This window comes from Variovorax sp. PMC12 (assembly GCF_003019815.1).
Taxonomy (GTDB): Bacteria; Pseudomonadota; Gammaproteobacteria; order Burkholderiales; family Burkholderiaceae_C; genus Variovorax.
In genome coordinates this window covers 318,532-331,369 of the sequence record NZ_CP027774.1, presented here as the reverse complement: position 1 = coordinate 331,369, position 12,838 = coordinate 318,532, and the positions used below count along the sequence as shown (strand labels likewise).

Here is a 12,838-nt window from a genome sequence, read left to right as displayed (position 1 = left end):
CCCGCTCGCGGCACCGCGCTCCGTGCCTTACTTGACGCAGATCAAGCGATCGACCGACGAAGCATCCATTTGGTGAACTCGAACCAGAGCACACTCAGCACCGCCATTCCCAGGCCGGTCGCCAACAGCAGCGGTGACGGCGTCACAAACGAGAACAGACGACCCATGGCGGGTACCGCGAGCGCGACGCAAAGAACGGCAACGCTTCCCGCAGCGATCCAGCCGAACTGGCGGTTGGATGCGCTGGTGCCGTGCAAGGCCATGCGGCCCCGGGAGCGGTTGCTTTGGATCAAGCCCAGGTTGGACAGCACCAGCGCCACGAAAGTCAGCGCCCGTGCCGTGTCGTCCGGCACCGAAAACCAACGCGCGCCCGCATGGGTCAGCACAAGCAGCCCCAGCAATCCCATGCCCTGGCACAGGCCTCTGATGAGGACCGATGAATCGAACAGTCGCTGGTCCGGGCGACGCGGCGGGACTTGCATGGCGTCCTCTTCAAGAGGCTCTGCCTCGAACACCACCGAGCAGGCAGGGTCGATGATCAATTGCAGGAACAGGATGTGCACCGGCATCAGAAGCATGGGCCAGCCGAAGACCACCGGCAGGATCGACAGCCCCACGATCGGCACGTGGACCGCCACCACAAAGACAATCGCCTTTCGAAGGTTGGCGAACACCCGGCGTCCGTAGCGGATCGCCGTCACCAGCGAGGCAAAGTCGTCGTTCAGCAGGACCAGTGCAGCCGCCTCGCGGGCGACCTCGGTTCCTCGCGCGCCCATCGCCACACCGATGTCCGCGGCTTTGAGGGCCGGTGCATCGTTGACGCCGTCGCCGGTCATCGCGACCACATCGCCGCGTGCACGGAAAGCCCGCACCAAACGAAGCTTCTGCTCGGGCTGCACCCGGCAGAAGATGGTCGTTGCGGCCAACCGTGCGGTGAGCGCGCCGTCGGTCAGCAAGGCCAGCTCGACGCCGGTCATGACAGGCGCGTCGATGCTCAGCCCGGCCTGTCGCGCGACCGCGATCGCGGTGGCTGGATGGTCTCCCGTCATCATCACGACCCGGATGCCGGCAGCGCGGCATTCAGCGATGGCCTGTGGCACGTCGGCCCGCACCGGATCTTCGAGGCCGACCAGGCCGAGGAAGCGGAAATCGAAGTCGTGCTGCAGTCCGGGCAGGACGTCGGCATCGAAGGTGGCCGACGCAACGCCGAGGACGCGCAGGCCGTCGGCCGCCATCGCCAGGACCTGGCTGGCGATGCGATCGGCGTGGTCCGCATCCAGGTGGCACAGATCGACGATGGCCTCGGGGGCCCCCTTGGCGGCAATGAGGAACGCGCGCTCGTCGGGTGAGCGCCATACGCGCGACATCGCCAGCATCTGCGGCGACAACGGGTAGTCGTCGATCAGCGTCCAGTCCGAATGCAGATGCTCCGTGCCGGCGAGCAGTTGTCCCGCGATGTCGACGATGGCGGATTCCATCGGGTCGAATGCACGGCGATGGCTGGCCAGCACCGCATACTCCAGCAGCGCGTGCAGTTCTTCCTGCAGGGCGGCGCCCCGTGCCTCCAGGGCGTCGTACCTCGCGCCGCCGGACCAGAGCCGCCGCACTGTCATGCGATTGGCCGTCAGCGTGCCGGTCTTGTCGACGCACAGCACAGTGGTCGCCCCGAGCAACTCGACGGCCGGAATGCTCCGGGCCAACACCTTCTCGCGCGCCAGCCGCCAGGCGCCCAGGCCGAGGAACAGTGTGAGCACCACCGGCAATTCCTCGGGGATGACAGCCATCGCGAACGTCAGCCCGGCCAACAAACCCTGCAGCCAGTCACCGCGAAGCATGCCGTAGGCTGACGCGAGTGCGGCGGCAAGCGCCAACCCCACAATGGCCACCCACTTGACGACGCTTCGCGTCTCCCGCTGGATCGGCGTGGCCTGCATGCCGATCGCGGCCAATGAAATTCCGATGCGTCCGAGTGCGCTGTGCGCGCCGGTGGCCGTCACCCGCCCACGCCCAGTCCCTTGCGTCACGAGCGTGCCAGAAAATGCCGTGCCGGCATCCGCAGCCCTGGCTTCCTCGCCGGCCACGGCCTGCTTGGTGACCGGCACAGACTCCCCGGTCAGCAACGATTCGTCGATGGCGAGGTTCGATGCTTCGGCGAGAGACATGTCCGCAGGCACGCAATCTCCTTCTGCCAGCAGCACCGTATCGCCAACGACCAGTTCGCGTGCGGCAATGCGTCGGATTGCACCGTCGCGCCGGACCAACGCTTGCGGACTGGACAGATCGCGCAATGCCTCCAGGGAGCGCTCGCTGCGCCGCTGCTGGACAAAGCTGATGCCCATGACGACGAAGACGAAGCACAGCAGCATGAGCGCTTCCTGTGCATCGCCCAACAGCATGTAGATGGCTGCGCAGGCCACGAGCAACAGAAACATCGGCTCCAACGCTACCTTGCGCACCAGGCGCAGCATGCCGTGCGGCTGCGAGACCGCAACTTCATTCGGCCCGTCCAACGCCAGGCGCTGTCGCGCCGCGGCTTCGGTCAGACCGCCAGTCGTTGCCGTGGCGGGCTCGGAGCGAGCCGTTTCCTTCTCTTCGAGCGCGTGGGGAGCGACTCGCACTACTTGACCAGTACGACAGGCTGCAGGGCAGTCGCCAACACGCGTTGGGCAACCGAGCCCACCAGAATATCGACGATGGCGCTTCGGCCCTTGGATCCCAGTACGACCAGGTCGAACTTCCCCTCCTTGGCGAACTTGACGATCTCCTGTGCGATGTGTCCCGTACGGATCACCGATTTGTGGTCGATGCCCGCCGACTTGAGAAAGGTCATGGCCGCCTTGAGCTCCGCGGTGCTTCGCTCATGCAGGTAGGCGATCACGTCTTCCGAGCCCAGGATCGAATTCGCGATGCGCATGCCCGTGTTGTCGTGCACGCTGATGAGCGTGATCGAATGAGAGGCTGGCTGCAGCAATGCGATCAGCTTGGCCGCGTACTTGACGGCGCGTAGCGCGTATTTCGAACCATCGGTTGCTACAAGGATTTTCATGCGGCCACACCTTTTTGCTTACTGAAGCGGCCGATCTCGAATTCGAACGGCCGGATCGCCAGCTACAGCCCACGGAAGTCGAGAATTGCCGTGAGTGCTTGTTCGAGTTGCAGGCCCACCGCCTGCAAGGCCGAATTCAGGCCTTCACCGCGCTGAACTTTGCTCGGCCCATCTCCGTCCACCAAACCTCGGCGCAGTTCGTCGAGTTCTTGCGCCAGTTGCGCGCGGCTTTTCCTTACCTGGCTCAGCAGCGTCCGGAGTTCAGGCGCTGCCGACGCTTCGATGGGAGGTTGGCTGGCCTTGGCCATCAACTCGTCGATGTGTCGAAGGTGGCACTCCGATTCGCGGATATGTTGCTCAACAAGGCTGTCTATGCTTTGCATGGCTTCCTCCATGGTCGCGAATGCAAATGCATCCGGCGGATCGTGCGTGTCAGGGAATTGCGTTGGCAGGCGCCAGTATTCGCACATCGGCCCCGTCCAGGCTTGATCCGTGTCAATCCCGCATCGACGCGGTCGACGCTGTCTTGCATATCAGCTTCGCCCGCCAGTGGCCTGCCCGTACCCCGACGGCCAGACGCTGCTGTGCACACCGGCCCGATGGTGCCAGCGTTGGTCAGGACGGTGACCGACCCCTGTGATGTTCACGAGCACGGGGGATCTGCTGCCGCAGTACAAGGACGTGAGCGACTCGCTGGCGACACCGGGTCTCGTCGCATCGCCCTCCTCGCCCGCGAAAATGGCGGAATCGCAGCGCGCGCAGACCGAGCGCTGGGGCCCCTTGGTCAAGAAGATCGGTTTCACCGCGGAGTCCTGAGCGACGCCTTGCCGCCGCGGCGGCGCGCCCGGTGCGGCGCTTCTTCGAGCGATCTTTCGTCGTTCGACCCAACGAGGCCTAAAGATTGCATACATGCACCAGACCCTGGAGGGATATGGTGCATTTCATTACGCGTCGCCTCAGCCGGCTCAGCGTTGGCCGCAAACTGCTGGTCATCTACCTGCTCGACCTGAGCGCGGTCATCTTCATCAGCGGCATCCTCATCAACGAGAAGTTCATCGCGATCGATTTCGGCCGCAAGGAGATGGCGGGCGCGGCCTACATCGACCGCATGCGCCCGTCGCTGCTGGCCGCCGCCGGCTGGCACGGCGCCGAGCCTGCGCCGCCGCTGGCGCTCGAGCGGCTCGAGCAGCAGTACGGCGAGGGCTTGCAGAGCGCCGAGGTCAGCCAGCGGTTCCGCGAGGCGCTGGCGTCCGCCGCCCAGGCCGGCCCCGCCGGGCGCGAGACGGCCAGGCGCGCGGCGCTCGAGCAGGGGCGCGCACTGGTGACGCGCATCGGCAACCAGTCGAACCTGATCCTCGACCCCGACCTCGACAGCTACTACACGATGTCGCTGGTGCTGCTGCGCTTTCCGGAGTTGCTCGAACTCGGCGCCGACATGGCCGCGCGGCTGCACGCCCCTGGTGCCAGCGGGCTCGCCGCGACCGAGGCGCGCACGCAGTACTTCATCCTCGAAGGGCGCATCGATGCCATCGCGGCCAGCATCCGCAGCGACTATGCGGAGGCTTTCGCCGCCGCCAAGGGGCCGTTGCAGGCGCGGCTCGATCCGTCGCGTGCGCGCCTGCTGGCCAGCATCGAGGGGTTCAGGCGTGCTTCGCGCAGCGTGCTGGAATCGAGCGACAGCACCGACGCCGGCGCGAGCCACCGCGGTCTCGCGGCGTTCGACGCGGCCCAGCAGACGCTGTTTGCCGAGCTCGACGGCGCGTGGTCGGGCGCCATCGGCGAGCTCGACGCCATGCTCACCTCGCGCGAGCACGGCTTCTTCGCACGCATGTGGATGCACCTGGGCACGGCATTGTTCCTGCTGCTGATGATCCTCACGGCGGTGTTCTACGTGGCGCGCCAGATCTCGCTGCCGCTGCGCCGGCTGTCCGGCGTGGTCGACACCGTGCGCCGCACCGGCGACCACAGCCTGCGCGCGCACTGGGACAGCGGCGACGAGATCGGCCTGCTGGTGCTGGGCTTCAACGACATGCTCGCGCAGCTCGACCGCCAGCGGCAGGCGCAGCAGGAGCTCGCGGCCAGCGCCCGCGCGGCCGAAGCGCAGCGCGACCTGGTCGCGGCCATTCCGATCCCGCTGATGGTCACGGCCATTCCGAACCACGAAGTGCTCAACGCCAACCCCAGCGCGCTGGCGTGGCTTGGCGGGGGCACGCGCGACCCGTGGGCGCTGGGATTGGCGCCCGGCGTGCGCTCGCGCTTCTTCCAGCAGCTGGCCGACCGCGGCGCCGTCGACGAATTCGAGGTGCGCTGGCTCGGGGGCGCCGAGCCGTCGTGGGCGGTGCTGTCGGCGCGGCGGCTGGTCTACCAGGGGCAGGACGCGCTGCTCACCGCCTTCACGCCCATCAACCACCTCAAACTGATGGAGCAGCGGCTGATGCTCTGGGCCAAGGTGTTCGAGGCCTCGTCCGAGGGCATCCTGATCATCGACGGGCAGCATCGCATCCTCACGGCGAACCGGGCGCTGTGCCGCCTCACCGGCCACGACCTGAGCGATCTGGTGGGCGAGCCGCCCGAACAGCTCATGCGCGACGACACGGCGCATTTCGCCGACCTGTGGCCGGTGCTCGACCAGCGCGGCACCTGGCAGGGCGAGGTCAGCGTGCGCCGGCGCAACGGCGACAGCTACCCCGCCTGGCTGGTCGCCAGCGTGGTGCGCGACGGACCGGATCGCATCTCGCACTACATCTTCACGTCCATCGACGTGAGCGACCGCAAGCGCAGCGAGGCGCGCATCCGCTTCCTGGCCCATCACGACGTGCTGACCGAGCTGCCCAACCGGTCGCTGTGCATCGAGCGCCTGGGGCTGGCGTTGCAGCAGGCCCGGCGCAAGGGGCAGCGCGTGGGGGTGCTGTTCATCGACCTGGACCGCTTCAAGAACATCAACGACTCGCTGGGCCACCACGTGGGCGACGCGCTGCTGCGCTCGGTGGCCGCGCGCATGAGCCAGGCCGTGCGGCCCGGCGACACGGTGAGCCGCCTGGGCGGCGACGAGTTCGTCGTGGTGCTGAACAACGTGGCCGACGGCCAGGAGATCCTGTCGCTGGTCGAGCGCCGGCTCATCGCGCTGATCCGCCAGCCCCACGACATCGACGGCGCCGAGATCCATGTGTCGTGCAGCGTGGGCATCGCGGTGTACCCCGACGACGCGCAGGACATCGACGCGCTCATGCGCCATGCCGACGTCGCCATGTACCAGAGCAAGGCGAGCGGGCGCGACACCGCGCGCTTCTTCACCCCCGAGATGAACGAGCGCGCCCAGCAGCGCCTGCAGCTGGAGTCGAGCCTGCGCCATGCGATCGAGCGCGGCGAGCTGAGCCTGCACTACCAGCCGCGCATCGATGCGCACACCGGCGCGCTGATCTGCGTGGAGGCGCTGCTGCGCTGGCAGAGCGCGGAGCTGGGGCAGGTGCCCCCTGCGCAGTTCATCCCGATCGCCGAGGAGTCGGGGCAGATCGTGGCCATCGGCGCCTGGGTGATCGAGCAGGCCTGCGCGCAGCACGCCGCCTGGCGCCGCGAGGGGCTGGGCGCGATCCGGGTGGCGATCAACATGTCGGCGCTGCAGTTGCGCGACGGCGGCTTGCTGGAGGTGCTGCGCGGCGCCATCGCGCTGCACGGCGTGTCGCCCGGCGATCTGGAGCTGGAGCTCACCGAGTCGACGCTGATGGATGCGGCCGAGCAGTCCCTGTCGCAGCTGCAGGCGCTGAAGTCGCTCGGCGTGATGTTGTCGATCGACGACTTCGGCACCGGCTATTCGAGCCTGAACTACCTCAACCGCTTTCCCATCGACAAGCTGAAGATCGACCGCTCCTTCATCCACAGGATGCTGGGCGACCCCACCGACATGGCCATCGCGCGAGCGATCATCGGCCTGGGCCATGCCCTGGGACTGCGCGTCGTGGCCGAGGGCGTGGAGCGGCGCGAGGAAGCGGACAGCCTGCGCGCCGCGCGTTGCGACGAGCTGCAGGGCTTTCTCATCGCCCGGCCGATGCCGCCTGGCAAGCTGGGGGGCTGGATCGAACAGGCGTCACCGCCGGCGTGGCACGCGCACGGGGCCTTCGATGGCGCCCCGGCGTAGCGCCCGGCGCCTAGCGGTCGGCGGTGCCCGCTGCGCGAGCCTCGATCCAGGCCAGGCATTGCTCGCGCAGCAGGTCCATCGAGGCGAGCGCGTTGGCCTGGGGCTCGAAGATGGCGAGTTCGCCATGCGACTGGCCCTGGCAGTGGATCTGCGCCGAGCCCGTGAATTTCTCGAGCGACGGCACCAGCTGGTAGCGGAACTCCCACCCGCCGGGGTGGCGCTCCGACTCGCTGAATGAACCGGCGCACGCCGCGTCGGTAGCGGCGGCCGTGCGCGGTGCGGCGTTGTCGCGGTGTGCGCGAAGCGCGGGTCGTGTCGGGGGCGGCGGGAAATAGGCGGAAATCATGGATGTGTCTGTGGTCGGGCCTGCGTCTGTCCTGGCGTGCTCGTCCGGGCGCAAGGCACGGCGACGCAACGGCGAAGAATTTAGATCCGCTCCCGCGCAAGTTCTGTCGGAAGACATGCCGAGATGGGATGCCGAGATGGCGTGCCGCACGTCGCCGTCTCAGCCTCTGCGTTGCGTCGCCGCCTGATAGAGGTTCATGAGCGGCGTGGCCGATATGCCGTGCACGATCACGGACACGGCCACGGTGACCAGCACGGCTTCGCCGATGGCGCCGATTTCCGACAGGCGTGCGCCGTGCGTCGACGCATAGGCGAGGTAATAGATGGAGCCCACCCCGCGGATGCCGAACCATGCGCCCAGCCGTCGCTGCGACGCCGTCCAGCTGCCTTTGGCCGTGGAGATGTAGATGGCGACCGGGCGGGCCACCGCGATCAGCACACCGGCAATCAGCAGGTTCCTCGCCGTCAGCATCTCGACCCGCAGCAGGCATCCGATCACCAGCATGGCCGCGAGCTCCACGAATTTCTCCAGTTCCTTGGCGAACTCGAGCACGTCGCGCGTCATGTCGTCCGCCGTCCTGGCCTGCGCGACGGCTTCCACCTTCTCCTGGGGACGCGCCTTCGACCGGCTGGCAAGCGCGGCCTCGCTTTCCACCTGGCGCTCGACATTGCGCATGCTCAGGCCGGCAACGAAGACGGCCAGGAAGCCGTAGACCGCGGCGTGCAGGGCGATGCCGTAGGTCAGCGCGATGAGGCCCAGCGCAAGAAAGCTCTCCATGCCGAGCGCCTGCTTTTTTTCCGTCTGGAGGAACAGCACGAGCCGGGTGAACGCGGCGCCGCAGGTCCATCCCAGCGCCAGGCCCCCGCCGATCGCCCACAGGACATCCAGCCCGAGCCAGCGCAGCCCCGCAGTTCCCAGGTCGTGCGCGCCGCTCAGCCCCAGCGCGAGCATCACGAACGGAAAGGCCGCGCCGTCGTTCAGGCCGCCTTCGGCGGTGAGCCCGAATCGCAGGTCGTCCCGGTCGTTCTCATGCCTGACCTGCACGTCGGACGCCAGCACCGGGTCCGTGGGAGCCAGGATGGCCGCGAGCAGCAGCGCGGCGCCCAGCGACAGCTTCAGTGCCAGCCCAGCGAGCGTCATCAGCATGATCGTGACGACCATGCCCACGCTGGCGAGCAGGACCGGCTGGACCCAGCTCGACAACCGCAGGCGGATGCGCAGCCGAAGGCCGACTGCGAAGAGCGAAACCAGCACCGCGACTTCGGTGATGGTTTCGATCAGCGCCGCATCCGCCCTGATGCCCAGCTTCAAAAGGTCGAAGCCGCCGGGCCCCACCGCAAAGCCCAGGCCCATGTAGAGCGCGGCCGCGCTGATGGGCAGCGTCTTGAGCAAGGTGCCGGACAGCGCCATCAGGATCAGCAAGGCGCCGACCAGCAGGTCCCAGGTCGCCGCGGTCATGAGCGGGGCTTCTCGGCGGGGCGGGCTGGCACCCTCAGCCCATCAGCTTGTCCAGGGTGATGGGCAGGGTGCGGACACGCTTGCCGCACGCGTTGAACACCGCGTTGGCCACGGCGGCGCCGACCCCGGTGATGCCGATCTCGCCGACGCCGCGCGCGCCCATGGGCGAGTGCGGGTCAGGGATGTCGGTCCACATCACATCGATCTGCGGCACGTCCATGTGCACCGGCACGTGGTAGTCGCTGAGGCTGGGATTCATGATGCGGCCGTTGCGTTCGTCGAACTGGGTCTCTTCCATCAGCGCGAGTCCCAGACCCATGACGATGCCGCCGCGGAACTGGCTGGCCGCGGTCTTGGCGTTGACGATGCGGCCGCAGTCGAACGAGCCCAGGAAGCGGGACACGCGCGTCTCGCCCGTCACCTCGTTCACCCGCACTTCGCAGAACATGGCGCCGTGTGAATGCATCGACCAGTGCTGCACCTCCAACGGCCTGGGCGCGTCGGCCTCGACCGCCAGCGTGTCGCGGCCGGCGCGCGCCAGGATGGCCGCATAGCGCTCGAACCGGGCAGGGTCGTCGGCCTTTGCCAGGCCCCCGTCGCGCCCGATGACCTCGTCCGGCTGCAGGCCGTGCAGGGGCGATTCCTTGCCGCAGAGCTTCAGCAGCGCGGCGAACAGTTCGTGCTGCGCCGCCATGACGGCGCTGCCGATCGACGCGGTCTGCTGCGAACCGCCCGCAAGCACCACCCCGGGGAAGGCCGAGTCGCCGTGGCAGAACCGGACCTGATCCATGGACAGCCCGAGCCGCTCGGCGGTGACCTGCGTCTGCGCCGTGGCGGTGCCCATGCCCATTTCATGCGCGGCGATCTCCACCGTCGCGTGGCCGTCGCGCGAGAGCGTGATGCGGGCCGCGCCGCCCGGCATGCGGTAGTACGGATACGTGGCGGTGGCGCAGCCCATGCCGATCAGCCACTCGCCGTCGCGGCGTGCCGCCGGCGTCGCGTTGCGCCGGTTCCAGCCGAAGCGCTGCGCGCCCGCGCGGTAGGCCTCGACGATGTGCCGGGACGAGAAGGGAACGCCCGTGGTCGGATCCTTCTCGGGCTCGTTGCGGATGCGCAGCTCGATCGGGTCCATCTTCATGGCGTGGGCCAGCTCGTCGATGGCGCTTTCCAGCGCGAAGGTGCCCACCGCCTCGCCGGGCGCGCGCATGAAGGTGTTGGCCAGCATGTCGAGCGTGGCCACCTCGACGTCGAGCTTAAAGCTGCCCGCCGCGTAGGCCGAGCGTGCCGGCAGCACGAACGGCTCCGGCATGTTGTTGTGCTCGGTCATGGTCACGACGCCGGTGTGGATCAGCGCGTCGAAGCGTCCGTCCGCCTGTGCGCCGATGGCCACGCGCTGCTCGGTGTTGGTTCGCCCGCCCACGACGCGATAGACCCCTTCGCGCGAGAGCATGATGCGCACCGGCCGCCCGGCGAGCTTCGAAGCCGCCGCCGCCAGCACCTGGTGGCGCCAGAGGGTCTTGCCGCCGAAGCCGCCGCCCACGAACTGCGAGGTCACGTGCACCTGCTTCTCGTCGATCCCGAAGATCTCCGCCATGGACCACGCCATGTGCGCCACGGCCTGCGACGCGTCATGGATGAACAGTTCGTCGCCCTTCCAGGCGACGGTCGCCGCGTGCAGCTCGATGGCGTTGTGGTTGTGGCGCGGCGTGGCGTACGTGACGTCGACCCGGTGCGCGGCGGCAGCCAGCGCCGCCTCGGCGTCGCCGATCTCCATCTTCAGCGGCTCGCCCTGGAAGGTGCCGGGCTTCGTCCCCTTGGCCTTCGCAGCCGCGAACGTGGTCGTGGCCGGCTCGCGGTCATAGACCACGTGCACCAGCGACGCGGCGTGATCGGCTTGCTCCTGCGTCCGGGCGAGCACGACGGCGATGGGCTGGCCGTTCCAGTGGACCTGATCGTCCTGCAGGATGGGCAGGTCGTCGCCGCCGGCGGCCTTGTCCTTGGACATGAACAGCGGCATGGGCTTCATGCGCGGTGCGTTCCCGTGGCTCATGACGAGCTCCACGCCGGGCGACGCCTCGGCGGCGGCCGTGTCGAGCGTGGCAATGCGCCCGCGCGCGACCGTGCTGTGGACCAGCGCGGCGTAGAGCATCCCTTCCAGAGGGAACTCGGCCGCGAACCGCGCCTGTCCCTGCACCTTGAGCGGCCCGTCCAGGCGCGAGACCGGCGCACCGACCAGGCCTTGCGCGCGCGCGATCAGCGGGTCCGGCGTGCCGCCGGGCATCCACGCGTCGGGCGCGGCCTCGATGGCTTTCTTCATGACCGCCTGGACGGTCTCCTGGATGATGCTCATGCTTTCATCTCCTTGAGTTCGGCAAGCACTGCCGCGATCGTTCGCCGGGCGAGTTCGACCTTGAATCCGTTGTGGCGCAGGGGCTGCGCCTGGGCGAGTTCCGCCTGCGCGGCGGCTCGGAATGCCTCGGCGGTCGCTGGCTGCCCGCGCAGCGCGTCTTCCGCCTTCCAGGCGCGCCAGGGTTTGTGCGCGACACCGCCGAGGGCGATGCGCACGTCCTTGACGGTGTCGCCGTCCAGTTCCAGGGCTGCCGCCACCGACACCAGCGCAAAGGCATAGCTGGCGCGGTCGCGCACCTTGCGGTAGGTCGAGCGAGCGCCGAAAGCCAGCGCGGGCAGCTCCACGGCGGTGATGAGTTCACCGGGCCAGAGCTGCGTTTCGAGCTCGGGCTGGTCGCCGGGCAGGCGATGCAGGTCGGTGAATGGCAGCGCGCGTTCGCCTTCGGCGTTGCGCAGGTGCACCACGGCACCCAGCGCTGCGAGCGCCACGCACATGTCGGACGGATGCGTGGCGACGCAGCTCGGCGAGGCTCCCAGGATGGCGTGATAGCGGTTGATGCCCTCCGCCGCGTCGCACCCCTGCCCGGGGTGGCGCTTGTTGCAGCGCGAGCCGCCGTCGTCGTCGTAGAAGTACGCGCAGCGCGTGCGCTGCAGCATGTTGCCGCCTACCGTCGCCATGTTGCGGATCTGCGCGGATGCGCCGGCGGTGATGGCCCGTGCCAGCACCGGGTAGCGCGCTCTCACCGCCGGGTGCGAGGCGAGGGCGGTGTTGCGGGTGGCTGCGCCGATCAGCAGGCTGCCGTCGGCGCGCTCTTCGATCTCGTGATCGAGCTGCGTCACATCGACCAGCGCGACGGGGCGCTCGATGGTCTCGCGCATCAGGTCGACCAGGTTCGTGCCGCCGCCGAGGTACTTGGCGCCGGGCCGGGCGCCGAGCTCGAGCGCATCGTCCACGTTCTGCGCCCGGCCATAGGTGAAGGGGGTCATGTGGGCGCCCTCTCGAATTCTTCGGCGATCGCCGCGGCGATGCCGTTGTACGCGCCACAGCGGCAGAGGTTGCCGCTCATGCGCTCGCGCAGTTCGTCGTGGGTGAGCGCAATGGCCGGCGTGCGCAGATCGGCGGTCACGTGGCTGGGAACGCCGCGGCGGAGTTCCTGCACCATGCCCACGGCCGAGCAGATCTGCCCGGGCGTGCAGTAGCCGCACTGGAAGCCGTCATGCGCGACGAAGGCCTCCTGCAACGGATGCATGCCTGCGTGCGGCGCGAGGCCCTCGATGGTGGTGACGGACTTGCCCTGGCACTGCACCGCCAGCGTCAGGCATGACAGCACGCGTTCGCCGTCGACGAGCACGGTGCAGGCGCCGCAGGCACCCTGGTCGCAGCCCTTCTTGGCGCCGAACAGATGTTGGTGCTCGCGCAGGAAATCCAGCAGCGAGACCCGTGGGTCGTCGGGCAACTCGGCTGTCGACCCGTTGATGGTGATTGGCATGTGCGTCCTCGTGG

The 12,838-nt window shown here is 68.4% G+C and carries 10 protein-coding genes; 2 read left to right on the top strand and 8 right to left on the bottom strand.

All coding sequences use genetic code 11. The features are described 5' to 3' along the window. Positions 1-41: 41 nt before the first annotated feature. From C4F17_RS29015 to C4F17_RS29005, 3 genes are all read right to left on the bottom strand, one after another. Positions 42-2,618, bottom strand: coding sequence for a cation-translocating P-type ATPase (locus C4F17_RS29015; protein WP_106937929.1), 2,577 nt, complete (start codon positions 2,616-2,618; stop codon positions 42-44). Next, positions 2,618-3,046, bottom strand: a complete 429-nt coding sequence (locus C4F17_RS29010) for a universal stress protein (protein WP_081271040.1) — start codon at positions 3,044-3,046, stop codon at positions 2,618-2,620. Before C4F17_RS29010 ends, C4F17_RS29015 begins: the two co-directional genes overlap by 1 nt. Positions 3,047-3,108: 62 nt before the next feature. Further along, complete coding sequence (locus C4F17_RS29005; protein WP_155742661.1) at positions 3,109-3,429, bottom strand: hypothetical protein; 321 nt, start codon at positions 3,427-3,429, stop codon at positions 3,109-3,111. Between the two features lie 256 nt (positions 3,430-3,685). Between C4F17_RS29005 and C4F17_RS29000 the strand changes: the two genes are divergently transcribed. Both C4F17_RS29000 and C4F17_RS28995 read left to right on the top strand, forming a co-directional pair. Beyond that, positions 3,686-3,862 carry a hypothetical protein gene (locus C4F17_RS29000; protein ID WP_199852020.1) on the top strand — a complete coding sequence of 59 codons (177 nt, stop codon included), beginning with the start codon at positions 3,686-3,688 and terminating at the stop codon, positions 3,860-3,862. 115 nt (positions 3,863-3,977) lie between these two features. After that, entirely contained in the window at positions 3,978-7,181 is a 3,204-nt protein-coding gene (locus tag C4F17_RS28995; protein WP_106937927.1) for an EAL domain-containing protein, read from the top strand. A 10-nt stretch (positions 7,182-7,191) separates the two neighbouring features. Here C4F17_RS28995 and C4F17_RS28990 read toward each other — a convergent pair whose 3' ends face one another. From C4F17_RS28990 to C4F17_RS28970, 5 genes are all read right to left on the bottom strand, one after another. Further along, positions 7,192-7,527: a hypothetical protein gene (locus C4F17_RS28990; RefSeq protein ID WP_106937926.1), complete on the bottom strand. Its 336-nt coding sequence runs from the start codon at positions 7,525-7,527 to the stop codon at positions 7,192-7,194. A 159-nt stretch (positions 7,528-7,686) separates the two neighbouring features. After that, positions 7,687-8,985 carry a cation:proton antiporter gene (locus C4F17_RS28985; RefSeq protein ID WP_106937925.1) on the bottom strand — a complete coding sequence of 433 codons (1,299 nt, stop codon included), beginning with the start codon at positions 8,983-8,985 and terminating at the stop codon, positions 7,687-7,689. Between the two features lie 34 nt (positions 8,986-9,019). Beyond that, positions 9,020-11,335, bottom strand: coding sequence for a xanthine dehydrogenase family protein molybdopterin-binding subunit (locus tag C4F17_RS28980; protein ID WP_199852019.1), 2,316 nt, complete (start codon positions 11,333-11,335; stop codon positions 9,020-9,022). Then, complete coding sequence (locus C4F17_RS28975) at positions 11,332-12,321, bottom strand: FAD binding domain-containing protein (RefSeq protein WP_081271035.1); 990 nt, start codon at positions 12,319-12,321, stop codon at positions 11,332-11,334. Before C4F17_RS28975 ends, C4F17_RS28980 begins: the two co-directional genes overlap by 4 nt. Further along, a complete protein-coding gene (locus C4F17_RS28970) occupies positions 12,318-12,824 on the bottom strand; it encodes a 2Fe-2S iron-sulfur cluster-binding protein (RefSeq protein WP_081271034.1) in 507 nt (168 codons plus the stop codon). The genes C4F17_RS28975 and C4F17_RS28970 overlap by 4 nt, the downstream gene beginning before the upstream one ends. Between the last annotated feature and the right edge of the window lie 14 nt (positions 12,825-12,838).

Excerpts from the sequence above, each read along its gene's own strand:
- C4F17_RS28995 (WP_106937927.1), top strand. The coding sequence starts at position 3,978 with ATGGTGCATTTCATTACGCGTCGCCTCAGCCGGCTCAGCGTTGGCCGC.
- C4F17_RS28970 (WP_081271034.1), bottom strand. The coding sequence starts at position 12,824 with ATGCCAATCACCATCAACGGGTCGACAGCCGAGTTGCCCGACGACCCA.
- C4F17_RS28975 (WP_081271035.1), bottom strand. The coding sequence starts at position 12,321 with ATGACCCCCTTCACCTATGGCCGGGCGCAGAACGTGGACGATGCGCTC.
- C4F17_RS28980 (WP_199852019.1), bottom strand. The coding sequence starts at position 11,335 with ATGAGCATCATCCAGGAGACCGTCCAGGCGGTCATGAAGAAAGCCATC.
- C4F17_RS28985 (WP_106937925.1), bottom strand. The coding sequence starts at position 8,985 with ATGACCGCGGCGACCTGGGACCTGCTGGTCGGCGCCTTGCTGATCCTG.
- C4F17_RS29005 (WP_155742661.1), bottom strand. The coding sequence starts at position 3,429 with ATGCAAAGCATAGACAGCCTTGTTGAGCAACATATCCGCGAATCGGAG.
- C4F17_RS28990 (WP_106937926.1), bottom strand. The coding sequence starts at position 7,527 with ATGATTTCCGCCTATTTCCCGCCGCCCCCGACACGACCCGCGCTTCGC.
- C4F17_RS29000 (WP_199852020.1), top strand. The coding sequence starts at position 3,686 with ATGTTCACGAGCACGGGGGATCTGCTGCCGCAGTACAAGGACGTGAGC.
- C4F17_RS29010 (WP_081271040.1), bottom strand. The coding sequence starts at position 3,046 with ATGAAAATCCTTGTAGCAACCGATGGTTCGAAATACGCGCTACGCGCC.